At 59.0% G+C, this 24,313-nt stretch carries 18 protein-coding genes; 14 read left to right on the forward strand and 4 right to left on the reverse strand.

Going from position 1 to position 24,313, the window contains the following annotated elements:
* Positions 1 to 55: 55 nt before the first annotated feature.
* The gene (locus tag CH92_RS02405; protein WP_025240208.1) at positions 56 to 2,278 is read right to left on the reverse strand and encodes a primosomal protein N'; all 2,223 of its coding nucleotides are present in this window, start codon (positions 2,276 to 2,278) and stop codon (positions 56 to 58) included.
* A gap of 228 nt (positions 2,279 to 2,506) precedes the next feature.
* On the opposite strand from CH92_RS02405, the gene rpmE reads away from it, so the two are divergent.
* The 3 genes from rpmE (at position 2,507) to CH92_RS02420 (ending at position 4,970) form a co-directional block, all read left to right on the forward strand.
* Positions 2,507 to 2,719 (forward strand): 50S ribosomal protein L31, encoded by a 213-nt coding sequence (gene rpmE / locus CH92_RS02410; protein ID WP_003283472.1) that lies wholly within the window; start codon positions 2,507 to 2,509, stop codon positions 2,717 to 2,719.
* A 22-nt stretch (positions 2,720 to 2,741) separates the two neighbouring features.
* Positions 2,742 to 3,536 (forward strand): thermonuclease family protein, encoded by a 795-nt coding sequence (locus CH92_RS02415; protein ID WP_025240209.1) that lies wholly within the window; start codon positions 2,742 to 2,744, stop codon positions 3,534 to 3,536.
* A 165-nt stretch (positions 3,537 to 3,701) separates the two neighbouring features.
* Positions 3,702 to 4,970, forward strand: coding sequence for a malic enzyme-like NAD(P)-binding protein (locus tag CH92_RS02420; protein ID WP_025240210.1), 1,269 nt, complete (start codon positions 3,702 to 3,704; stop codon positions 4,968 to 4,970).
* A gap of 176 nt (positions 4,971 to 5,146) precedes the next feature.
* Here the strand turns inward: CH92_RS02420 and CH92_RS02425 are convergent, their stop codons facing one another.
* A complete protein-coding gene (locus CH92_RS02425) occupies positions 5,147 to 7,588 on the reverse strand; it encodes a penicillin-binding protein 1A (protein ID WP_025240211.1) in 2,442 nt (813 codons plus the stop codon).
* Between the two features lie 184 nt (positions 7,589 to 7,772).
* Here CH92_RS02425 and CH92_RS02430 point away from each other — a divergent pair, with 184 nt between their 5' ends.
* The 11 genes from CH92_RS02430 to hemE all read left to right on the forward strand — a co-directional run bounded on the left by CH92_RS02430 (position 7,773) and on the right by hemE (position 23,335).
* Positions 7,773 to 8,837, forward strand: a complete 1,065-nt coding sequence (locus CH92_RS02430) for a pilus assembly protein PilM (protein WP_025240212.1) — start codon at positions 7,773 to 7,775, stop codon at positions 8,835 to 8,837.
* On the forward strand, positions 8,837 to 9,409 hold the full coding sequence (pilN, locus tag CH92_RS02435; RefSeq protein WP_025240213.1) for a type 4a pilus biogenesis protein PilN: 573 nt from the start codon (positions 8,837 to 8,839) through the stop codon (positions 9,407 to 9,409). The genes CH92_RS02430 and pilN overlap by 1 nt, the downstream gene beginning before the upstream one ends.
* The gene (gene pilO / locus CH92_RS02440; protein WP_025240214.1) at positions 9,406 to 10,029 is read left to right on the forward strand and encodes a type 4a pilus biogenesis protein PilO; all 624 of its coding nucleotides are present in this window, start codon (positions 9,406 to 9,408) and stop codon (positions 10,027 to 10,029) included. The genes pilN and pilO overlap by 4 nt, the downstream gene beginning before the upstream one ends.
* Positions 10,026 to 10,553: a type 4a pilus biogenesis lipoprotein PilP gene (pilP, locus tag CH92_RS02445; protein ID WP_025240215.1), complete on the forward strand. Its 528-nt coding sequence runs from the start codon at positions 10,026 to 10,028 to the stop codon at positions 10,551 to 10,553. The genes pilO and pilP overlap by 4 nt, the downstream gene beginning before the upstream one ends.
* 51 nt (positions 10,554 to 10,604) lie before the next feature.
* The gene (gene pilQ, locus CH92_RS02450; protein WP_025240216.1) at positions 10,605 to 12,716 is read left to right on the forward strand and encodes a type IV pilus secretin PilQ; all 2,112 of its coding nucleotides are present in this window, start codon (positions 10,605 to 10,607) and stop codon (positions 12,714 to 12,716) included.
* Positions 12,717 to 12,720: 4 nt separating this feature from the next.
* A complete protein-coding gene (aroK, locus tag CH92_RS02455) occupies positions 12,721 to 13,266 on the forward strand; it encodes a shikimate kinase AroK (protein ID WP_025240217.1) in 546 nt (181 codons plus the stop codon).
* A gap of 23 nt (positions 13,267 to 13,289) precedes the next feature.
* The gene (gene aroB, locus CH92_RS02460; protein WP_025240218.1) at positions 13,290 to 14,393 is read left to right on the forward strand and encodes a 3-dehydroquinate synthase; all 1,104 of its coding nucleotides are present in this window, start codon (positions 13,290 to 13,292) and stop codon (positions 14,391 to 14,393) included.
* A gap of 9 nt (positions 14,394 to 14,402) precedes the next feature.
* Positions 14,403 to 15,920 (forward strand): AAA family ATPase, encoded by a 1,518-nt coding sequence (locus tag CH92_RS02465; protein ID WP_025240219.1) that lies wholly within the window; start codon positions 14,403 to 14,405, stop codon positions 15,918 to 15,920.
* A gap of 174 nt (positions 15,921 to 16,094) precedes the next feature.
* Entirely contained in the window at positions 16,095 to 20,543 is a 4,449-nt protein-coding gene (gltB, locus tag CH92_RS02470; RefSeq protein ID WP_025240220.1) for a glutamate synthase large subunit, read from the forward strand.
* Positions 20,544 to 20,654: 111 nt separating this feature from the next.
* Positions 20,655 to 22,073, forward strand: a complete 1,419-nt coding sequence (locus CH92_RS02475) for an FAD-dependent oxidoreductase (protein ID WP_025240221.1) — start codon at positions 20,655 to 20,657, stop codon at positions 22,071 to 22,073.
* A gap of 197 nt (positions 22,074 to 22,270) precedes the next feature.
* Positions 22,271 to 23,335, forward strand: a complete 1,065-nt coding sequence (gene hemE / locus CH92_RS02480) for a uroporphyrinogen decarboxylase (protein ID WP_025240222.1) — start codon at positions 22,271 to 22,273, stop codon at positions 23,333 to 23,335.
* Positions 23,336 to 23,396: 61 nt separating this feature from the next.
* On the opposite strand, the gene CH92_RS02485 is transcribed toward hemE, so the two are convergent.
* Entirely contained in the window at positions 23,397 to 23,690 is a 294-nt protein-coding gene (locus CH92_RS02485) for a hypothetical protein (RefSeq protein ID WP_025240223.1), read from the reverse strand.
* A gap of 151 nt (positions 23,691 to 23,841) precedes the next feature.
* Positions 23,842 to 24,282, reverse strand: coding sequence for a hypothetical protein (locus CH92_RS02490; protein ID WP_025240224.1), 441 nt, complete (start codon positions 24,280 to 24,282; stop codon positions 23,842 to 23,844).
* Positions 24,283 to 24,313 lie beyond the last annotated feature (31 nt).

Consider the following 24,313-nt stretch of genomic DNA (forward strand, 5'->3'; position numbering starts at 1 on the left):
GCGAACCTTCAAGGCTTAAGGCGCTTAGTTGCTGGTTACGGGTTGGTTTGCTCCGTTAGAACAGATCGATCGGATCTACATCCAGTGACCAACGTACCGTGCGACTGCCCGGCAGCGCTTCCACCAGGGGCAGCCACGCGCTCATCAGCCTGTGCAAGGGTGCACGGGCGTTGGCCTGAAGCAGCAGCTGCGCACGAAAGCGCCCCGCACGACGCTCCATCGGAGCGGGCACCGGGCCCAGTAATTCGACGCCACCTAAGCCGAGCTGCGTTATTAGCTGTTCGGCCTGGTGGCAGGCCTGGTCGAGAAATTCTTCGGCGTGGCCGGGTTTTGCCGCTTCGGCACGTAGCAGCGCGAGATGACTGAACGGCGGCAAGCCGGCGGCGCGGCGCTCGCTCAACGCCTGGTCGGCGAAAGCGAAGTAGCCTTGTTCGGTCAATTGGACCAACAACGGATGGTCGGCCAGGTGAGTCTGGATGATGACCTTGCCGGGCTCTTCGGCTCGGCCTGCGCGCCCCGCCACCTGTACGATCAATTGGGCCATTCGTTCGCTGGCACGAAAGTCTGCCGAGAACAGGCCGCCGTCCGCATCAAGGATCGCGACCAAAGTAACTCGAGGGAAGTGATGGCCCTTGGCGAGCATCTGGGTGCCCACCAGCACGCAAGGTTCGCCACGGTTGATGACGGTCAGCAATTGCTCCATCGAACCCTTGCGTGAGGTGCTGTCGCGGTCGATGCGCAGCACCGGATATTCCGGGAAGATGATGCCCAGCCGCTCTTCCGCGCGCTCGGTACCGGCGCCTACCGGGCGCAGGTCGAGCTTGCTGCACTCCGGACAACTGCGCGGCGGGCGCTCGGCATGACCGCAATGGTGGCAGCGCAGCTCGTTGTGGCGCTGATGGAGGGTCATCCGGGCGTCGCAACGCGGGCACTGGCTGAGCCAGCCGCAATCATGGCAGAGCAGCGAAGGGGCGAAGCCGCGGCGGTTCAGAAAGACCAACACCTGCTGCCCGGCTGCCAGCGTCTGTGCCATGGCTTGCTGCAGTGGGCCGGAGATCCCCGAATCCAGCGGACGGCTTTTCACATCCAGGCGCAGGAACCGGGGCGCCTGGGCACCACCAGCACGCTGGGTCAGCTTCAACAGCGCGTAGCGGCCAATGTGCGCATTGTGCAGACTTTCCAGCGACGGCGTCGCCGATCCCAGCAAGATCGGCAGGCTCTCCTGACGTGCCCTGACCACCGCCAGGTCGCGGGCGTGATAGCGCAGGCCTTCCTGCTGTTTATAAGAGGCGTCGTGCTCCTCGTCGAGAATGATAAGCCCTGGGTTTTTCATCGGGGTGAACAGCGCCGACCGGGTGCCGATGATGATGTCCGCCTCGCCATCGCGGGCTGCCAGCCAGGCGTCCAGGCGTTCGCGATCGTTGACATTGGAGTGCAGCAGGGCGATACGGGCATTGAAGCGCTTTTCGAAGCGCGCCAGGGTTTGCGGGCCGAGGTTGATTTCTGGAATCAACACCAGCGCCTGCTTACCGGATTCGAGTACTTGGTGGATCAGCTGTAGGTAGACTTCGGTCTTGCCGCTGCCGGTAACGCCGGCCAGGAGGAATGTCTGGAAACCGCCCAGGCCGGTACGAATGGCTTCGAACGCGGCGCGTTGTTCTTGATTCAACGGAAGTTCCGGTTGCAGCAGCCAGCTACCTTGGTGTCGTCGAGCCTGATGGCTGCGCCGGGTCTCGACGCGCAGCAATCCCTTCTGCAGCAACAGATCGAGGCTGTCCTTGCTCAATTGCAGTTGGGTCAATAACGAGTGCGCCACCCCGTGTGGATGTTGGCCGATGGTCTTAAGCGCATTGCGCTGACGTGGCGCCCGAGAGAGGCGCGGATCCTCCGGACGCGCTCCATTGGCAACATGCCAGTAACGTTCCTGCCTGGCCTCGGCGGGCTCGCCCTGACGCAGTAGGACCGGCAGCGCCCAACTGAGCGTGTCGCCTAAACTGTGCTGGTAGTACTGAGCGGTCCACAGGCAAAGCTTGAACAGCGACGACGGTAGGGAAGGGCGCGCATCCAGCAGCTCCAGCGCTGGTTTGAGCTTCGCCTCGGGAACCTCGCTGTGGTTGACGACTTCCGCCAGAATTCCGACGATCTCGCGCCGACCGAAGGGTACCCGCAACCGCATGCCTGGCTGCAGCGACGCATGTGGGATGCCGGCGGGCGGCAGATAATCGAAGAGCCTGCGCAGTGGCGAGGGCAGCGCGAGGCGAAGTATGGGCTGGAGCACACGGAAGTCCTTGGCGGCGAATGCCGATGTTAAACGATCCAGCGCGGCTGCAGGCCTGGATGCGCTCAAGGATCCGGCTCATCTACGATCAGGTTGTCGTGCGAGCGGGCCTTTCGCCAGCCGATCAGCTGCCCTTGCATCACTACCGCTCTCTGGTATCATTCGCGCCCTTCCGTGCGGTACTCGACATAGGGTCGGGTGGCGGCACAAGTCCTAGAGGATTTTTCCATGAAAGCCGATATCCATCCTAATTACGTTGAAATCGAAGCCACTTGCAGCTGCGGCAATGTCATCAAGACGCGCTCCACACTGGCTAAGAACCTGAGCATCGACGTTTGCTCCGAGTGCCATCCGTTCTACACCGGCAAGCAGAAAGTGCTGGATACCGGCGGCCGTATCGACCGCTTCAAGCAGCGTTTCGGTGTGTTCGGCGCTAAGTAAGCTATCGCCGCAGCGGGAATCCATGAGGTTTTCCGAGCATCTGAAAAAGGCGTCCCTGGTGGGCGCCTTTTTTGTTTTCGTCGTTTCCAGCCTGCAGGCGCAGGCGCTTTGTCCCGCCAGCGGACCGCTATCGTTGGTGAAGGTGGCGACGGTCATTGATGGCGACACTCTGCGCCTGACCGACGGGCGCCGCGTGCGGCTCATTGGCCTGAACGCGCCTGAGGTAGGCCGTAAGGGGCGCAGTGCCGAGCCTTTCGCGGAGGCGGCCAAGCGGCGGTTGCAGGCGGTGGTGAAGGCCAGCGGCGGACGCATAAGTTTGCGCCTCGGGGAGGCATCCAAGGACCATTATGGCCGGATCTTGGCTCATGCTTTCGATGAACATGGCGAGAATCTGGAAGCTGTCCTGCTTGCCGATGGGCTGGGATTTTTTGTCGCTATCGCGCCAAACACCTTGTTGGTCGATTGCCATCGGGCGGTGGAGCAGCAGGCACGGCTCGCCGGCAAGGGTGTCTGGCATGAGTCACCGATCATCTCGACTGAACGCGTGCGCCGAGGCGGTTTTGCGCTGGTCAGGGCGCGTGTCGATCGGCTGGTGACCAATCGGGGTGGTGTCTGGTTAGAGCTGGATGGCTCGCTGGTGCTGCAGGTTCCGCATGAGGTCGTTGCGGCATTCGCCGATTCGCTGGCAGAGCTGCCGGGAAAGCAGGTCGAGGCGAGAGGTTGGGTAATCGATCGCAAAGGTCGAGTGGACGTGTCGCGTCAGGCTCGCTGGATGTTGAAAATAAGCCATCCGTCGATGCTTGTTCCGCTGCCGTGACTTGCCTCTCGTCCGTCAGGGCTGAGGAAATTAATCTCGTCTGTCAACTGAAAGTCGTAGAGCCAGCACTTGACAGTCAGCTTTCCCTTGGCTTGTGACGGCGCTCGCTCTTGGCGTATGCTCGGCCTCCTGTCTGTCCCCCAGTAAAAATAAGCGGAATGCCTCATGACTGACCTGAAAACTGCCGCTCTCGACTACCATTCCCAGCCTCGTCCGGGAAAGCTGAGTGTCGAGCTGACCAAGCCCACCTCCACCGCTCGTGATTTATCGCTGGCGTACAGCCCTGGCGTAGCGGAGCCGGTTCGAGAAATCGCTCGTGATCCGGAGCTGGCTTACCGATACACCGGTAAAGGCAATCTGGTCGCGGTGATCTCCGATGGCACCGCGATTCTTGGCCTGGGCAATCTGGGGCCGCTGGCATCCAAGCCGGTCATGGAAGGCAAGGGAGTTCTGTTCAAGCGATTTGCCGGCGTTGACGTGTTCGACATCGAAGTCGATGCGGAAAGTCCTCAGGCCTTCATCGATACGGTCAAGCGTATTTCCATCACTTTCGGTGGAATCAACCTGGAAGACATCAAGGCACCTGAGTGCTTCGAGATCGAGCGGGCGCTGATCGAGCAATGCGATATTCCGGTATTCCACGACGACCAGCATGGCACCGCTATCGTCACGGCGGCGGGCATGATCAATGCGCTGGAAATCGCTGGCAAGACGCTGGAGCAGGCTAAAATCGTCTGTCTCGGCGCTGGTGCTGCGGCGACCTCCTGCATGAAATTGCTGGTCAGCATGGGGGCGAAGGTCGAGAATATTTTCATGATCGACCGCAAGGGTGTCGTCCACGCTGGCCGCGACGATCTGAATCAGTACAAGGCAGTGTTTGCTCACGAGACAGACAAGCGCACCCTGGATGACGCGCTCGATGGCGCTGATGTCTTTGTAGGCCTGTCCGGCCCCAATCTGCTGAGCGCCGAAGGCCTCAAGCTGATGGCGGCAAACCCGGTAGTGTTCGCGTGCTCGAACCCCGATCCGGAGATCAGTCCAGAGCTCGCTCACGCGACCCGCTCCGATGTAATCATGGCCACTGGCCGCTCGGATTATCCGAACCAAGTCAATAATGTGCTGGGTTTCCCCTTCATTTTCCGCGGGGCGCTGGATGTTCGTGCGTCGCGCATCAATGAAGAAATGAAAATCGCGGCGGCAGAGGCTCTGCGTGAGCTGGCCAAGCTGCCGGTTCCTGCTGAGGTGGCAGCCGCTTATGGCGTTGACCAGCTTCAGTTTGGGCGTGAGTACATCATTCCGAAACCAATGGATCCTCGCTTGATTACACTCGTCTCGGATGCGGTGGCTAAAGCGGCGATCGAAAGCGGGGTCGCGACACTACCGTATCCGTCGAACTACCCGCTCAAATCGGTCGATGATGTATTCAATGGCTGATTAAGGCTCATTGGTCCTGCTTCGGCTGGCCTAGTGATCTCAAACAAAACCCAGCTTCGGCTGGGTTTTTGTTTGGATGCTGACGGGGTAGCTGGGCCGTGCAAGAAGGGGACTTTCCCTAGTCTCAAGATCCTCTGCGACCGCAGCCAGATGGCGATCGCAGAATCACTCATAGCTTAAAACAGGTCGATTGGTGCTGCTTCGGAAGCCGGTAGCGGGCTATCGGGCAACATGGACCCTGGAGTCGTCTCGTCATTCATGTCTGGCGGTGAGTCTTCGCTTCGAAAGATTTCAAAATAGGCATCGGGTGTGCCGGGGGCCGCCGCGCGGCCGCTTTTGGGATCGATTCGTAGCGTCAGAATGCCTTCGGGTTCGGCGGGTGCATGCTCGGGAGCGCCTTCCAGCACTGCGCTCATGTATTTCATCCAGATAGGCAGCGCCACCGTTCCTCCATATTCTCGGCGGCCTAGGCTCTGAGGCTGATCGAAGCCAGTCCAGACAGTTGTCACGATGTCGGCGTTGTAGCCAGAGAACCAGCTGTCCTTGGACTCGTTTGTCGTACCGGTCTTGCCTGCAAGATCACCACGGCCCATCGCCAATGCCCTTCTGCCCGTACCGCGTTTGATGACGTCCTGCAGCATGCTGGTCATGATGTAGGCGGTGCGCTCGTCGATGATTTGCTCGGCATAGGCGGGCTGCTGGCTGGTCAGCTGCTGCGAATCACTTGTCAACGGTGCCTCGTGCTGTGCGTAGGTGATAGCCGCTTCGCCCTTCGCTGCTTTGGCGGCGCTGTGCTCCGGTACGCGCACCGGATTTGCCTCGAAAATGATCTTTCCGTCTCGGTCCTCGATGCGCTCGATCAGATAGGGCTCAATCTTGTAGCCCCCATTCGAAAATGCCGTCCAGCCGGTAGCGATTTCCATTGGCGTCAGGGTCGCCGTGCCAAGCGCCAGCGACAGGTTGGCAGGCAGATCTTCGGTCTTGAATCCAAAGCGCTTGATATAGTCGATGGTGTACGGAAGGCCAAGGGTCTGCAGCAGGCGAATCGAGACAAGGTTGCGTGACTTGTAAAGGGCCTCGCGTAGCCGGATCGGGCCGAGGAAGGTGTTGTTGTCATTCTTGGGGCGCCAAACGCGATCCAGGCCTTCCTCGACGAAGACGATAGGGGAGTCGTTGACCAGAGTCGCAGGGGTGAATCCGGCATCCAATGCGGCGCTATAGATAAAAGGCTTGAAGCTTGAGCCGGGCTGACGCTTGGCCTGGATAGCGCGGTTGTAGTTACTTTGCCCAAAGGAAAAACCACCGGTCAACGCTTCGATGGAGCCGTCAAGCGGATCAAGGGATACCAGTGCGCCTTGAGCCTGAGGTATCTGGCTGAACAGCACTTCGTCATCCCGGATCTGAACGCGGATGACATCTCCTAGCTTGACGACTTCCGATGGTGTCCTGGGTTGGGGGCCCAGGCTGTTGGTATTAATAAACGGACGGGCCCATTTCATGCTTTCCCAGCTGATGTTGCGCTCGCTGCCGTCACGAAGGAGGACCTTGATCGAGTCTTTGGAGACGGCACTTACGGCAGCAGCGAGCACCCCGGCCTGGCTGCGGTAGTTGCTCAATTCCTTCAGCCAGCTCTCCCGGTCGGTGCCGGGCAGCCGAGCTTCCGGGCCGCGATAGCCGTGACGCTGGTCGTACTCGATCAATCCCTGGACAAGCGCCTGGTTGGCAGCGAGCTGACGCTCACTGGTGGCGGTGGTGTAAACGCGGAATCCATCGGTGTAAGCCGCGCTGCCGAAACGACCGACCAGCTCGGCACGTGCCATTTCCGCTATATAAGGTGCGTCAAGTTCCGGCGATGAGCCGTGATAGGACGCATCGACAACCTCTGTCAGTGCTTGCTGATAGCGGGTCTCGTCTATTTTTCCGAGCCGGTACATTCGTCCAAGAATCCAGTCACGTCGCTCCTTGGCACGCTCGGGGTTGGCCAGTGGGTTGAATGCAGACGGCGCTTTCGGTAAGCCTGCGATCATGGCCATTTGCGCGAGGCTCAGCTCGCCGATGGATTTGCCGTAGTAGACCTGTGATGCCGCCTCGATGCCGTAAGCTCTGTTGCCCAGATAAATTTTGTTGACGTACAGCTCGAGGATTTCATCCTTGCGCATTTCCCTTTCGATCTGAAGGGCTAAAAGGATCTCGTTGATCTTCCGCGAAAAGCTCCGCTCGCTGGTCAGGAAGTAATTCTTTGCCACCTGCATAGTGATGGTGCTGCCGCCGGTCTGAATATGGCCGGTTTTCAATAATTGCGTGGCAGCGCGCATCAGACTGGAAACATCGACGCCATAATGATTCGCGAAGTTGTCGTCCTCGGCCGCCAGCAATGCGGCGATGAAATCCTTGGGTATTTCGTCAAAGCCGATGGGGGAACGGCGCATTTCGCCATACTCGGCTATCAGCTTGTCGTCATCGCTATAAACGCGAAGCGGAATCTGGAGCTGTATGCTGCGTAGCGAGTCGACCGATGGCAGGTTGGGGCTGAGGTAAAGAAACGCGCCACTGAGACTGAGCAAAAGTCCACAGAAAACAGCCAAGCACGACCATAGGAAAAACTTCAGAAAACGCATCGGGGTTTATTGAATCCAGGGTGGGAAATGAGGTGTAAGCCGCAGACAGTGCTGAAAAGGAAAACCGTTCACATTATAAGCGGTTTTTTTGCTGGGGAGCCATTTGCGCTTCTGTCAAGGCTGTTATTTAATGCGGACAAACATAATTAATCCGTAAGTAGCGGATAAAGATAGGAAATCGGCCGTGCTAGGGCTCTTCACTAAGAAAGCGAATACGCTGCTTGGGATCGACATCAGTTCGACGTCCGTTAAGCTGCTCGAATTAAGCCGCTCAGGCTCTCGATATCGGGTTGAGTCGTTTGCGGTCGAGCCGCTTCCGCCCAACGCTGTGGTGGAAAAGAACATCGCTGAGCTGGAGGGTGTGGGGCAGGCTCTGTCTCGGTTGTTGGCTAAAGCGAAAACCGGAGTCAAGTCCGCCGCAGTTGCGGTTTCCGGTTCGGCGGTCATCACCAAGAGCATCGAAATGGATGCCGGGCTGAGCGACGATGAGCTGGAAAATCAACTGAAGATCGAAGCGGATCAGTACATCCCTTACCCGCTGGAAGAGGTTGCTATCGACTTCGAGGTTCAGGGATCCGCCGCACGTTCTCCGGGTCGCGACGAGGTGTTGCTGGCGGCATGCCGCAAGGAAAACGTAGAGATCCGCGAGGCGGCTCTGGCCTTGGCAGGATTGACGGCCAAGGTTGTCGATGTCGAAGCGTATGCGCTGGAACGTTCATTCGGTTTGCTGGCGCCCCAATTGGGTGTTGGCCACGATGAGCTGACCGTCGCGCTAGTCGATATCGGTGCGACCATGACCACGCTAAGCGTGTTGCATAACGGTCGCACGATCTATACCCGAGAGCAGCTGTTCGGTGGGCGTCAGCTGACCGAGGAAATTCAGCGTCGCTATGGACTGTCGATGGAAGAGGCTGGCCTGGCTAAAAAGCAGGGAGGCCTCCCGGACGACTATGACAGCGAAGTATTGCAGCCGTTCAAAGAGGCAGTCGTTCAGCAGGTGTCGCGCTCGCTGCAGTTCTTCTTTGCGGCCGGGCAGTTTCATGACGTGGACTACATCCTCTTGGCTGGCGGAACGGCCTCGATCCCGGGGCTGGACCGATTGATTCAGCAGAAAATCGGAACCCAGACTTTAGTCGCCAATCCGTTTGCCGATATGGCTTTGAGTAGCAAGGTCAACGCTGGCGCGCTCGCCAGTGATGCGCCGTCCCTGATGATTGCCTGCGGGTTGGCCTTGAGGAGTTTCGACTGATGGCCCGGATCAACCTATTACCTTGGCGCGAGCAGCTCCGCGAGGAGCGTAAGCAGCGCTTTCTGGTGTCGCTCGCAGGTGTGGCTGTCTTGGCGGTGGGCCTGCTGTTCCTCGCGGATCAGTATTTCACTCATGCTATCGAGCGGCAGAACGCGCGAAATGACTTCATCCGAAAAGAAATCGCCGTGCTGGATACACGCATCGCGGAAATCAAAGAACTGCGTGAGCGCCGGCAGCAGTTGCTTGAGCGTATGAAGATCATCCAGGACCTGCAGGGCAACCGACCCATTATCGGGAGGGTTTTCGATCAGCTGGTACGAACGCTTCCCGATGGCGTGTATTTCACCGGATTGAAAATGACGGGCAAGAACATCGCCATCATCGGTGGCGCGGAATCCAACAACCGGGTCTCTAACCTGATGCGCAACTTGGATGGATCTGAATGGCTGGAAGCGCCAAACCTGAACGAAGTGAAGGCCATCACGGCGGGTGCGGTCGACCAAGAAAACGTGTTTCAGCTAACGGTCCAGCAGACGCAGCCGACTGCGGCAGTCGAAGGAGATAAGCCATGAGTCTGGCGAACTCCCTGGAGAGTCTACGTAGCGTCGACCTGAGCGACCTGGACATGAACAACCTGGGCTCTTGGCCCGCTGCGGTAAAGATGATCGCCGCCATACTGCTGATGATGCTGGTGCTCGGAGCTGGCTACTACTTCTACCTCAGCGACATGCAGGTCAGTTTGGAGCAACAGCAAGCGCAGGAAGAAACGCTAAAACAGCAATTCTCCACGAAGGCGTTTCAGGCGGCGAATTTGGACGCGTACAAGGCGCAAATGGTGGAGATGGAGGCGTCGTTTGGTGCCTTGCTGCGTCAGTTGCCGAGCGACACCGAAGTACCGGGTTTGCTCGAAGACATCACGCGCACTGGCCTGGGCAGTGGGCTGGAATTCGAAGAGATCAAATTGCAGCCGGAAGTGACCCAGCAGTTCTATATCGAGCTGCCGATACAGATCAAGGTGGTCGGTGGATATCACGATCTTGCAACGTTCGTCAGCGGCGTATCGAGTTTGCCACGGATCGTTACCCTGCATGATTTTGAGATAAAGCCTCAGAGCAAGGATTCCTCCTCCAAGCTGCACATGAGCATCCTGGCCAAGACCTATCGCTATAACGACAAGGGGCTGCAGAAATGAATGGAGCCCGACTTATCGCGCTGAGCATGGGCTTGGCGTTGTTGACCGGATGTGGCGACAGCGGAGATTTTGACGATCTGCGTTCGTACATGGACGAGGTGCGCGCCAAGCCGAAAGGCTCGATTGAGCCGTTGCCCGCATTTTTGCCGTACGAGGCCTTTACCTATAGCGCGTCATCACTGCGACATCCATTTCAGCCCCCGATGAAGATTGATTTGGCCCAGCGGCAGAAGGGCTCGAAAGATATCCGCCCTGACGAAACGCGCATCAAGCAGTTCCTCGAACAATTCAATATCGAAAACTTCGTCATGGTCGGCACACTGACCAACGATGCGGGTAAGTACGCTTTGATCAAAGGCGGCGACGGGGTTCACCGAGTCAAGGTCGGTGACTATCTGGGGCGCAACCATGGCCGTATCGTTGAAATCAGCGAGGCCGAGGTGGATGTGCTTGAAATCGTTCCGGACGGAGAGGGTGGGTGGCTTGAGCGCCCGCGTAGCCTGACCTTGAAAGAGCGCTCCTGAGTCATGGCAAAAATGGAAAACCTATACCGGTCTGCACAACGGAAGCCTTTTATGAATACCACTCTCTCTCGTCTCGGCTTGTCTTTGCTGGCGGCGATTGTTTCGCCCGCGCTACTGGCCGCAAATCTTAATTCCCTCGATGTCGCATCGCTACCCGGAGACCGCGTTGAGCTGAAGATGACGTTCGACGAGCCGGTGCCTGCCCCGCGCGGATATACGCTCGACCAGCCAGCTCGCATCGCTCTAGATCTGCCAGGTGTTTCCAGCAAGCTGACGTCCAAAAATCGCGAGCTCGGCGTTGGTAATGCACGGAGTGTGACGGTAGTCGAGGCCCAGGGGCGCACGAGGCTTATCGTCAACCTCACGTCTCTGGTCCCTTATTCGACCCGAGTCGACGGGAGTAATGTATTTGTCGTGCTTGGCGAAAGCGCTTCTGCTACAGAGCCCGTGTCCGCAGCTTCGTCGGCGCCAGTCATTCCTATGACGAAGGAAAAGCTGGCCCGGGCGAACGCTATCGACAACATCGACTTCAGGCGCGGCGAGGATGGCGCAGGCAATATAGTCATAAGCCTGTCTGATCCATCCATCAGTCCGAGCATCGAAGAGCAGGGTGGGAAGATTCGGGTCACGTTTGCCAAAACGCAGTTGCCCGACTCCTTGCGTGTCCGTCTGGACGTTCAGGACTTCGCAACCCCAGTCAAGTTCGTTGACGCAACCAGCAAGTCGGGCGATGCAAGTATCTCTATCGAGCCGAGCGGGCGCTATGACTATCTAGCTTATCAGGCTGATGACAAGCTGACCGTCAGCGTCAAGCCACTAAGCGAGGCTGATATCGAAAAGCGTAAAGCAGAGCGCTTTGTTTATTCGGGTGAGAAGCTGTCACTGAACTTCCAGGACATCGACGTACGCTCCGTGCTGCAGCTAATTGCCGACTTCACTGATCTAAATCTTGTTGCCAGTGATACTGTCCAAGGCAATATCACTCTGCGCTTACAAAACGTACCGTGGGATCAAGCGCTTGATCTGGTGCTGAAAACTAAGGGGCTCGATAAGCGGCAAGTTGGAAACGTCTTGCTTGTTGCGCCAGCCGATGAGATCGCGGCACGTGAAAGGCAAGAATTGGAGTCGAAGCGCCAAATTGCTGAACTTGCGCCGCTACGTCGCGAGGTAGTTCAGGTGAACTATGCCAAGGCGTCCGACATTGCCAAGCTATTCCAAACGGTTACCAACAGTTCGGGGCAGGCAGATGATCGAGGCTCTATCGCTGTTGACGATCGCACAAATAATATAATTGCCTATCAGACTCAAGAGCGCCTTGACGAGCTACGTCGCATCGTCACTCAATTGGATATTCCGGTCCGCCAAGTAATGATCGAGGCCCGGATTGTGGAGGCCAATGTCGATTATGACAAAGCGTTAGGCGTGCGTTGGGGGGGGAGTTTCACCTCAGGCAACGCAGCGGTTTATGGTAAGGACGGCGCTACCACCTTTGATTCAGATACGGGTCGTGCTTATTTGCCAGGAACCGACACTATCGGGAACTTTACCGCTAGTGACGGCGTTGCGCCGGTGCCCTTCGTTGACTTGGGTGTCGCGAACAGCACCTCTGGCCTCGGCATTGGTTTCATCACTAATAATCTCATCTTAGATCTGCAGCTTTCGGCAATGGAAAAGACTGGGAACGGGGAAATCGTGTCGCAGCCGAAAGTAATGACTGCCGATAAAGAGACCGCCAAGATCCTTCGTGGCTCAGAGATTCCATATCAAGAAGCCAGCTCCAGCGGTGCGACATCTACTTCGTTCAAAGAGGCTGCTCTTTCGCTGGAAGTCACGCCGCTTATCACGCCAGATAATCGCGTGATTCTTGAGGTGAAGGTGACCAAGGACGCGGCGGATTTCAGTCGTGCCGTAAACGGCGTGCCGCCAATCAACAAGAACGAGGTCAACGCCAAGGTGTTGGTTGCTGATGGCGAGACCGTAGTTATTGGTGGTGTGTTCTCCAATACGCAAACCCAGTCTGTCGACAAGGTTCCGTTCCTAGGTGACTTGCCTTACGTAGGGCGGCTGTTCCGGCGCGACGTTGTGTCGGACGCCAAATCTGAGCTGCTGATTTTCCTCACACCGCGTATCCTGAATCACCAGGCCATTGCAGTGAATCGCTAACTCGGTGAAAAACATCATTCTCGTGGGCCCGATGGGTGCTGGCAAGAGCACTATCGGGCGCTTGCTCGCCAAGGAGCTTCGTCTTCCGTTTCGGGATTCCGACAAGGAGATCGAGCAGCGCACCGGTGCCAGCATTCCGCTGATATTCGATGTCGAGGGTGAGCAGGGTTTTCGCGAAAGAGAACACGCTGTCATCATGGACCTGTGTCAGATGCAGAGCGTCGTGCTGGCAACCGGTGGTGGTGCGGTGTTGCGGAAGGACAATCGCGACGAACTACGCGCTGGTGGTCGGGTGATCTATCTTTGCACCTCGGTCGAGCAACAGCTCGACCGCACCTCTCGCGACCGTAATCGTCCGTTACTGCAAAAACCCAATCCTCGCGAGACGCTTACGAGTCTGATGGCTGTACGGGATCCTCTGTACCGAGAGGTCGCGGACATAATCATCCAAACGGATGAGCGTCCCCCGCGTCTGGTGGTGGTCGAAATTCTCGATCAGCTTCAATCCTTTACGCCTCGTGAAAGCCTGGGGCGTTCTGCGCTATCCTAGCTCCCTTTAAGCGTGGGGGCCCTATGCAGACTCTACATGTCGATCTCGGCGAGCGTAGCTATCCGATCCTTATTGGCGAGCAGCTCATCGATCGCGGTGAGCTGTTGTCCCGCCATATCCGTGGCAAGCAAGTCGCCATCGTCACCAACGAAACCGTCGCGCCGCTCTACCTTGAGCGTCTTTCACGCAGTCTCGCCGAATACGTCATCACTCCGATCGTGCTTCCTGATGGGGAGTCATATAAGAACTGGCAGACGCTGCAGTCGATCTTCGACGCGCTGTTGACAGCCAGGCACGCCCGCAACACAACAATTATCGCGCTGGGTGGCGGAGTGATTGGCGATATGGCCGGTTTTGCGGCCGCTAGCTATCAGCGTGGCGTCGATTTCATCCAGGTACCGACAACGCTCCTGTCCCAGGTCGATTCCTCGGTCGGTGGCAAGACAGGGATCAATCATCCGCTCGGCAAGAATATGGTCGGTGCCTTCTACCAGCCGCAAGCAGTACTGATTGACACCTCTACGCTGGCAACGCTGCCGGCGCGAGAGCTGTCGGCTGGCCTGGCTGAGGTCATCAAATACGGTCTGATCTGCGACGAGCCGTTCCTGGGGTGGCTCGAGGAGAATATCGACAAGCTCCGCGGGCTGGACCAAGCGGCGCTTACCGAAGCGATACGGCGCTCCTGCGCGGCCAAGGCGCGTGTGGTCGGTGCAGATGAGCGAGAGTCGGGTATTCGCGCAACGCTCAATCTTGGGCATACGTTCGGTCATGCCATCGAGACCCACCAGGGATACGGTGCCTGGTTGCATGGTGAGGCGGTATCGGCCGGCACCGTCATGGCGCTTGAGATGTCTCGACAGCTGGGCTGGATCACTGTCGGTGAGCGAGACCGTGCCGTGCGCCTCCTGTCGCGAGCCGGTTTGCCAGTTGTGCCTCCGATCAACATGCGCGCCGAGGATTTTCTCCAGCATATGGCAGTCGACAAGAAGGTCCTGGACGGGCAGCTGAGGCTGGTGCTGCTCAAACGACTGGGCGAGGCCGTGGTCACCAGCGACTTCCCACGCGAGATGCTGGAAGCCACATTGAACGTCAATTACGACGCGCTTACGCAAGAGTCAAGAACCTAAGAGATTTCCATGACCAGTTTGTCCGCCGACGATTCGTATCTGAACCACTACGGGTTCAGTCATGATCCTTTCGCTGCTCGCGTGCCTGGCTTCAAGTTCTTCCCGGCTCAGCGCAAGCCGGTGCTGGGGCAATTGCACCATCTTGCTCGCTACAGTCAGTTGCTGTTGGTAGTAACCGGGCCCGAAGGGAGCGGCAAGACACTCGTGCGCCAAGCGCTTGTTGCGAGCAGCAACAAACAGGCTGTTCAGAGCGTGGTTGTTTCGCCGCAGGAAACCGTTGATTCGAATGCCGTCTTGCAGCAAATCGCACAGGCGCTTGGCAGCCAAGACGCCGACTTCGAATCGATTATGGCGCAGATCATCCAATTGGCACTGACCGGCCAAGAGGTCTACGTGCTGGTCGACGATGCCGAGCGGCTTACTGGTGCTGCTGTCGAAACATTGTTGCGATTGGCTCAGGGCAGCCCACAAGGCCGACCGCATGTGTTTCTGTTCGGTGAGCATGCGTTGGTAGATCGTCTGGAGGCGCTGGTTGAGGGGGAGGAGCGCTTCCATGTGATCGCGCTTCAGCCCTACGAGGAAGACGAGACCCGTGAATATCTGGCGTTGCGCCTTGAAGGTGCCGGGGGTGGGCTGGACTGCTTCAGCGAAGAGCAGATTGTCCACATCCACGAAAATTCTGGTGGCTGGCCTGGTGCTATCAATCAAGCGGCCCGCGATGAGCTTCTCGATGCTATGCAGCATTCCAAGGCGCATCGAAAGTCGGCTGGATGGCGCTTGCCGCTGCCGATGAAGCACGTGTTGGCCTTGGCTGCGGTCGTTTGTGTCGTCGTGATTGCGCTGCTCATGCGTGACTCGAGCGATCAATCTATGGCGCCTACCACCGCCAGCTTGCCGCTGGATGCGGGAAGATCTGCTTCACCGTCACAGGAACCGTCATCCATTGAGCTCGGCGAGCGTGAGGGTTCGGCGCTTGATCTCGTTCCGCCCCAGCCGGAGCAGCCGCTTATTCGCGAACCCCTTGCTGCAGCCGGTAGTGCGGAGACGGATGATTCGTCGGGTGCGCTGATAGAAGAGTCGGCAGTGAACGGCGACCCGGCGCGCGACGAAAGCCAGGCACCTGCTGAAGCTGGGAGTCCCGCCCCTGTGCAGAATTCGGCAACCGAACCGGTCCTGCCGTCCGAAGTGTCGCGAGAGCCGGCGCGGCAAGTTGTCGCGAAGCCCGCTGCGGTTGCGCCTGCGGCAGATTGGTACGCCAGTCAGCCTAAAACCAACTACTTGGTTCAAGTGCTGGGAACGCGTACCCGGAGTAATGCTGAGGCGTTGGTGAAACAACGCGGCAATAGCTTCAGGTATTTCGTCAAGCAGCATGAGGGTAAGCCGCTGTATGTTGTCACTCATGGCAGTTTCCCCAGCCGAAATGCTGCGTTGGAAGCCATCAAGGCGCTGCCGGCCTCGCTGAAGGCAGGCAAGCCTTGGGCTCGGAGTTTCGCGAGTGTTCAACAGGAAATCTCGCAGGCGCGCTAATTCCTGCCCCAAAAAGGTGCGCAATGCACCTTTTTGGGGCTTGTGAAAATAAAATTGTGTCGTTCTACCGGGCTTTGTAAACTGCTCCCCCTTTTGCCCACGTGTATGACGGGGCGGTTCCGTGCGCCGTCAATAAGGGGTTGATTTACAACGCATTTAGCTGGTGGAGTGCCTATGAGAGCAGGTCTGTTTCGTCCTGAAGAGTTCAAGGATAACTGCGGCTTCGGTCTGATCGCCCACATGCAGGGCGAGGCAAGCCATCACCTGCTTCAGACCGCTATTCAATCCCTCACCTGCATGACTCACCGCGGCGGCATCAACGCCGACGGCAAAACGGGCGATGGCTGTGGTCTGCTGATGCAGAAGCCCGACGCGTTCCTGCGTGCCATGGCCAAGCAGCATTTCGATGTCCAGCTCCCTGCGTTATACGCCGTCGGCATGATTTTTCTCAGCCAGGACGCGACCAAGGCGGAAGCGGCCAGGGCACAGCTCAACGACCAGATAGCCGCCCAAGGGCTGACGCTGGTCGGCTGGCGCGAGGTTCCGGTCGATACCGCCGTGTTGGGTCGTCTGGCACTGGAGCGCCTGCCACGCATTGAACAGGTGTTCGTCTCGGCTGAAGGGCTGTCTGAGCGCGAGTTCGGTATCAAGCTGTTTTTTGCGCGCCGCCGTGCCGAAGTTGCGCTGGCTGGCGACAAGGAATTCTATGTTTGCAGCTTTTCCGACAAGGACATCATCTACAAAGGCCTGATGATGCCGGCCGATCTGGCGCAGTTCTATCCTGATCTCGGCGACGAGCGTCTGGCGACCGCCATCTGCGTATTCCATCAGCGTTTCTCCACCAACACGATGCCGCAATGGCCCTTGGCGCAGCCGTTCCGCTTTCTCGCCCACAACGGCGAAATCAACACCATTACCGGTAACCGCAACTGGGCCCAGGCGCGTCGGCTGAAATTCGCTAACGAGCTGCTGCCGGACCTGGAAAGCCTCGATCCACTGGTCAACCGCACCGGCTCCGACTCCTCGAGCATGGATAACATGTTGGAGCTGTTGGTCTCCGGCGGGATGGATTTGTTCCGTGGTCTGCGCATGATCATTCCGCCGGCCTGGCAGAACGTCGAAACCATGGATCCCGACCTGCGAGCCTTCTACGAATTCAACTCCATGCATATGGAGCCGTGGGATGGTCCGGCTGGCGTGGTGCTCACCGATGGTCGCCATGCGGTCTGCCTGCTCGACCGAAACGGTCTGCGTCCGGCGCGTTGGGTGACCACGACCAATGGTTACATCACCCTTGCGTCCGAAGTCGGTGTATGGGATTACAAGCCGGAAGACGTTATCGCCAAGGGACGTGTGGGTCCGGGGCAGATCCTCGCGGTGGATACCGAAACGGGGCAGGTCCTGCATACCGATGACATCGACAACCGTCTGAAGTCGCAGCATCCGTATAAGAAGTGGCTGCGCCAGAATGCGCTGCGTATCCAGTCGACCCTGGACGATAATGATCACGGCTCGGCCTTCTACGACGCCGACCAGCTCAAGCAATACATGAAAATGTATCAGGTCACCTTCGAAGAGCGTGACCAGGTGCTGCGCCCGCTGGCCGAACAGGGCCAGGAAGCGGTGGGCTCGATGGGCGACGACACGCCCATGGCCGTGCTATCGCGCCGGGTGCGCTCGCCGTACGACTACTTCCGTCAGCAGTTCGCGCAGGTGACCAATCCGCCGATCGACCCGTTGCGCGAATCCATCGTGATGTCGCTGGAAACCTGCCTGGGTGCCGAGCGTAACCTCTTCGAAGAAACCGCCGATCACGCCAACCGCGCGATCCTGACCACGCCGGTGATCTCCCCTGCAAAATGGCGGACGATCATGGAACTCGACCGTCCGGGCTTCGAGCGGCATCTGATCGACCTCAATTACGACGAGTCCCTGGGCCTCCAGGCCGCGGTTCGCAATATTGCTGATCAGGCCGAGGAAGCCGTGCGCAGCGGCAAGGTCATGCTGATTCTCAGCGACCGCGCAATCCAGCCAGGCAAGCTACCGGTGCATGCATCGCTGGCCGTAGGTGCCGTGCATCATCGTCTGATCGAGACCGGCCTGCGCTGCGATTGCAACATTCTGGTTGAGACGGCGACTGCACGTGATCCGCATCACTTCGCCGTGTTGATCGGCTTCGGTGCGACGGCGGTCTATCCCTTCCTCGCGTTCGAAGTGCTCGGCGATCTGATCCGCACCGGTGAGGTGCTGGGCGATCTCTACGAAGTGTTCAAGCACTACCGCAAGGGCATCTCCAAGGGCCTGCTGAAGATCATCTCGAAGATGGGCATCTCGACCATCACCTCATACCGCGGTGCGCAGCTGTTCGAAGCCGTCGGGCTGGCCGATGAGGTCGTCGACGTCAGCTTCCGCGGTGTCGCCAGCCGTATCAAGGGTGCGCGTTTCGCTGATCTGGAAGCCGAACAGAAAGCGCTCGCGACAGAAGCCTGGAGTACACGCAAGCCGATCCAGCAAGGCGGCCTGCTGAAGTTCGTCTATGGCGGCGAGTATCACGCCTACAACCCCGACGTGGTGGCCGCACTGCAGGTCGCGGTGCAGGAGGGTGACTACAACCGCTTCAAGGAATACACCGCGCTCGTCGACCAGCGTCCCGTGGCGATGCTGCGTGACCTGCTCAAGCTTAAAGTATCGGACCAGCCGCTGGCGCTCGAAGAGGTCGAGCCGCTGGAGCAGATCCTCAAACGCTTCGACTCGGCCGGCATCTCGCTCGGCGCGCTGTCGCCGGAGGCCCACGAAGCCATCGCGGCGGCGATGAATCGCATCGGCGCGCGTTCCAACTCGGGAGAGGGTGGGGAAGACCCGTCGCGTTACGGCACCAACCGCAGCTCGAAGATCAAGCAGGTGGCGACTGGCCGTTTCGGCGTGACGCCGGAATATCTGGTGAATGCCGAGGTGTTGCAGATCAAGGTTGCCCAGGGCGCCAAGCCCGGCGAGGGCGGCCAACTGCCCGGTGGCAAGGTCAACGGCCTGATTGCCAAGCTGCGTTATGCCGTGCCCGGCGTTACATTGATTTCACCGCCGCCGCATCATGACATCTACTCGATCGAAGACCTGGCTCAGCTGATTTTCGATCTCAAGCAGGTCAATCCCAAGGCACTGGTATCGGTCAAGCTGGTGGCTGAACCTGGCGTCGGCACCATTGCCGCCGGGGTCGCTAAGGCTTATGCGGATCTGATCACTATTTCCGGCTACGACGGCGGCACCGGTGCTTCACCGCTGACCTCTATTCGCTATGCCGGCTCGCCCTGGGAGCTCGGCCTGGCCGAAACACACCAGACCCTGCGCGGCAATGACCTGCGTGGAAAGGTCCGGGTACAGACCGATGGTGGCCTGAAGACCGGTCTCGACGTGGTCAAAGCGGCCATCCTGGGCGCTGAGAGCTTCGGCTTTGGTACGGCGCCGATGATCGCGCTGGGCTGTAAATATCTGCGTATTTGCCATCTGAACAATTGCGCCACGGGCATCGCCACGCAAAATGACCAGCTGCGCAAGGACCATTTCATCGGGACTGTCGACATGGTGGTCAACTTCTTCAGCTTCGTCGCTGAGGAAACCCGTGAATGGCTGGCCAAGCTGGGCGTGCGCAGCCTGCAGGACCTGATTGGGCGTACCGATCTGCTTGAAATGCTGCCAGGCGAGACCGCCAAACAGAACCATCTGGATCTGACGCCTCTGCTCGGCAGCGATTACATTCCTGCCGATAAGCCGCAGTTCTGCGAAGTGGAGAAAAATCCGCCGTTCGACCAGGGCCTGCTGGCCGAAGAAATGGTCAAGCTCGCGCGTTCGTCGATCGACGCCAAGAGCGGTGGCGAATTCGAGTTGGATATCTGCAACTGCGACCGCTCCATTGGTGCTCGCGTTTCCGGCGAGATCGCGCGAGTGCACGGCAATCAGGGCATGAAGGACGCACCGATTACCTTCCGCTTCAAGGGCACGGCAGGTCAGAGCTTCGGCGTCTGGAACGCTGGCGGCTTGCACCTGTATCTGGAAGGGGATGCCAACGACTATGTCGGCAAGGGTATGACCGGCGGCAAGCTGGTCGTTACTCAGCCGAAGAACAGCGGATTTGAGTCGCAGGATTCGGCGATTGTCGGCAATACCTGTCTGTATGGCGCCACTGGCGGCAAGCTGTTCGCTGGTGGTACCGCAGGGGAGCGCTTCGCCGTCCGTAACTCAGGTGCGCACGCGGTCGTTGAAGGTACCGGCGATCATTGCTGCGAGTACATGACCGGTGGCTTCGTCTGCGTGCTCGGCAAGACCGGCTACAACTTCGGTTCGGGCATGACCGGTGGTTTCGCCTATGTGCTCGACATGGATAACAGCTTCGTCGATCGGGTGAACAACGAGCTGGTAAACCTGCAGCGCATCACGGGTGAGGCGATGGAAGCCCACCGTAGCCATCTGCAAGAAGTGCTGCGCGAGTACGTCGCCGAAACCGGCAGCGCATGGGGCGAGAAACTCCTGGAGAACCTCGACGATTACCTGCGTCGCTTCTGGCTGGTCAAGCCGAAGGCGGCCAACCTGGCGTCGTTGCTGTCGACCACTCGGGCCAACCCCCAATAAAAAGCAGATTCAAGCGGCAAGCCTCGACATGAGTTCGAGGCCAGCCCCGCTCCGTGATTGTCACGCAGCTTGCAGCCTTGGGCTTGCGGCTGCCGCTAAGAGGTTTTGGAAATGACTGAACGTCTGAATAACGACTTCCAGTTCATCGAAGTCGGGCGCAAGGATCCAAAGAAGAAGCTGCTGCGCCAGCGCAAGAAGGAGTTCGTCGAAATCTACGAACCCTTCAAGCCGCAGCAGGCTTGCGAGCAGGCCCATCGCTGCCTGGGTTGTGGCAACCCTTATTGCGAGTGGAAGTGCCCGGTTCACAACTACATTCCCAACTGGCTCAAGCTGGTCTCCGAGGGCAATATTCTCGCTGCCGCCGAATTGGCGCATCAGACCAACACCCTGCCGGAAGTCTGTGGACGTGTATGCCCGCAGGATCGTCTGTGCGAGGGCGCCTGCACGCTCAATGACGGCTTCGGCGCCGTCACCATCGGCTCGGTGGAGAAATACATCGCTGACACTGCGTTCGCCATGGGCTGGCGCCCCGACATGTCCAAGGTCAAGCCGACCGGCAAGAAGGTCGCCATTATCGGTGCCGGCCCGGCCGGTCTCGGTTGTGCCGACGTGTTGGTGCGAAGTGGGGTGACCCCGGTGGTCTTCGACAAGAATCCGGAAATCGGCGGCTTGCTGACCTTCGGTATTCCCGAGTTCAAGTTGGAAAAAAGCGTCCTTAGTCGCCGCCGTGAAATCTTCGGCGGGATGGGAATCGAGTTCCGCCTGAATACCGAAGTGGGCAAGGACATCAGCATCGAACAGCTGCTGGCCGACTACGATGCGGTGTTTATGGGCATGGGGACTTACACCTACATGAAGGGCGGCTTCCCCGGTGAGGACCTGCCAGGCGTCCACGATGCGCTGGATTTCCTGATCGCCAACGTCAATCGCAACCTCGGCTTCGAAAAGTCGCCGGAAGACTTCGTCGACATGAAGGGCAAGAAGGTCGTGGTACTCGGTGGTGGCGACACGGCCATGGACTGTAACCGCACGTCCATCCGTCAGGGCGCAAAGAGCGTTACCTGTGCTTACCGGCGTGACGCGGCGAACATGCCGGGTTCGCGCAAGGAAGTGAAGAACGCCAAGGAAGAGGGCGTCAAGTTCCTCTTCAATCGCCAGCCCATTGCCATTGTCGGCGAAGGCAAGGTCGAGGGCGTCAAGGTCGTCGAGACCCGTCTCGGCGCGCCAGATGCGCGCGGTCGCCGCAGCCCCGAGCCGATTCCGGGCTCCGAGGAAGTGCTGCCGGCCGATGCCGTGGTCATCGCCTTCGGTTTCCGGCCGAGCCCGGCCGACTGGTTCGAAGGCCAGAACATCCAGACCGACAATCAGGGTCGTGTCGTGGCGCCTGAGATCGGTCAGTTCAAGCACCAGACCAGCAATCCGAAAATCTTCGCGGGCGGCGATATGGTGCGCGGTTCCGATCTGGTGGTGACGGCCATCTTCGAAGGTCGTCAGGCGGCTGAGGGGATTCTGGACTACCTGGAGGTCTGATTCGTCGGATGACCGCGCTTGTGCAGCCACCGACCGGTCTCATGGTGGATGGTACAAACGACGTCCACCCTGCGTCGGTTTGCAGTACCAAGCCCGCCTGACAAGAATGAGGCCCATAGATAAAAGGCACGGCGCTCGCCGTGCCTTTTGTTTTCTGCTTTGCGACAATGCCGCCACTCTTTTGCTGGAACCCAGACATGACTGCCTTGAAGAACGATCGCTTCCTTCGCGCCCTGCTCAAGCAACCTGTCGACGTCACCCCGGTGTGGATGATGCGTCAGGCCGGACGCTACCTTCCGGAATACCGGGCCAGCCGCAGCAAGGCGGGCGATTTCATGAGCCTGTGCAGGAATCCGGAGCTGGCGTGCGAAGTCACCCTGCAGCCGCTGGAGCGTTATCCGCTGGATGCTGCCATCCTGTTTTCCGACATCCTTACCGTGCCCGATGCCATGGGCCTGGGGCTGTATTTCGAGACCGGCGAGGGGCCGCGCTTCAAAAAGGTCGTCAGCAACATGGCTGACATCGAGGCGCTACCGATACCAGACCCGGAAAAGGATCTGGGCTACGTGATGAACGCGGTGCGTACCATCCGCCGTGAACTGAACGGCCGCGTGCCGCTGATCGGCTTTTCCGGCAGCCCCTGGACCCTGGCGACCTATATGGTCGAGGGCGGCTCTTCGAAAGATTTCCGCAAGTCCAAGGCGATGCTCTACGAGAATCCGCAGGCCATGCATATGCTGCTCGACAAGCTGGCGCAGTCGGTGATCGGCTACCTCAACGGGCAGATCCTGGCCGGAGCCCAGGCGGTGCAGATTTTCGATTCCTGGGGTGGCAGCCTGTCGGCGGCGGCGTACCAGGAGTTCTCCCTGGCCTATATGCAGAAGATCGTCGATGGGCTGATCCGCGAGCACGACGGTCGCCGCGTGCCGGTGATCCTCTTCACCAAGGGCGGCGGGCTCTGGCTCGAGTCGATGGCCGAGAGCGGCGCCGAGGCCCTGGGGCTCGATTGGACATGCGACATCGGTGCCGCACGTGCTCGCGTCGGTGACAAGGTCGCGCTACAGGGCAACATGGATCCCAGTGTGCTGTTCGCCAAGCCGGAGGCGATCCGTGCCGAGGTTGGGCGCATCCTCGCGAGCTTTGGCCCGGGCGAAGGCCATGTGTTCAATCTGGGCCACGGCATCACGCCGGAGGTCGATCCGGCCCATGCCGGCGCCTTCATCGAGTCTGTGCACGAACTGTCGGCTCGCTATCACGGCTGATAGCGTCCTCCAGCAAAGAAAAGAGCCGCTTGTTGCGGCTCTTTTCGTTTGGGCTGCCCGTTCAGGGCTGCTGATAATGTCCGGGCGTGGTACCTGGCTTATGCTCATGGACCAGCTTGGTAACGCGGATGTCGGTAATGCCGATGACCTCGGCCTGCTCCAGCAGCTTGCCTTCATCGGCGCCCGCCTCGGGCATCACCAGGCTGTTCTCGGCATCGCCGTTATGCAGCTCGATCAGGTGCCGAGCGGCGCTGCCCTGCGACATGCGCTCTTCGTCGGACTCGATGATTTGAACGCGCGGGTCGTTCTGGAAGATGTAGTTGATTTCGAACTTGTGCGACGACTTGTCGAACATGGACAGCTCCTTGAATGGTTAAAGGGTCTGTTCTGTTGACTCGCGGGTCCAGTTATTCGTTCGGCAGGCATCGGCGCCGGGCGACAGTCGGGAATGCTCAGTCTGGGTCATAGCGCCCAGTGCCGTCGCAACGGCACGGGCGCTACAGGAACTACCTGAGCTTGGCGAGATTGCCCTTGATGGCCACGCCCGCCATGATCGCGCCGGCGTGACATTCGTATTTTTGGCTGTCCTTGTACTCGACGTGCTTGTAGTTGCTGGCGATATCCACCACGGCGTTGGCGCCGGCCGCCTTGGCGGCCTGCTGCATGCCGATCAGCGCCGATTGCAGTGCCCAGCTGCATGCGCCTTCGTCAGTTTTGTTGAAGGCGTTTGTCTTCTTGCTGGTGGTTACGCCGCTGCGAATGATCTGCGCGCCCTTGGGCGTCTTGCCCGCGAGGTAGAACTTCACGCTGCCGTCCAGCTTGCCGGAAGCGGTGGCTTCGGCCACCACCTGATCGAACGGCAGGTAATGAGTGGTATCGCGGGCCTGGCTGATTCCGGGCAAAGCACAAAGCATGAGTGCTGCACCGATCCATATGGTTTTCTTCATTGCATTCTCCTTGCGGTGTTTTCGGGGGGAT

This window comes from Stutzerimonas stutzeri (assembly GCF_000590475.1).
In the GTDB taxonomy this organism is placed as follows: Bacteria; Pseudomonadota; Gammaproteobacteria; order Pseudomonadales; family Pseudomonadaceae; genus Stutzerimonas; species Stutzerimonas stutzeri_D.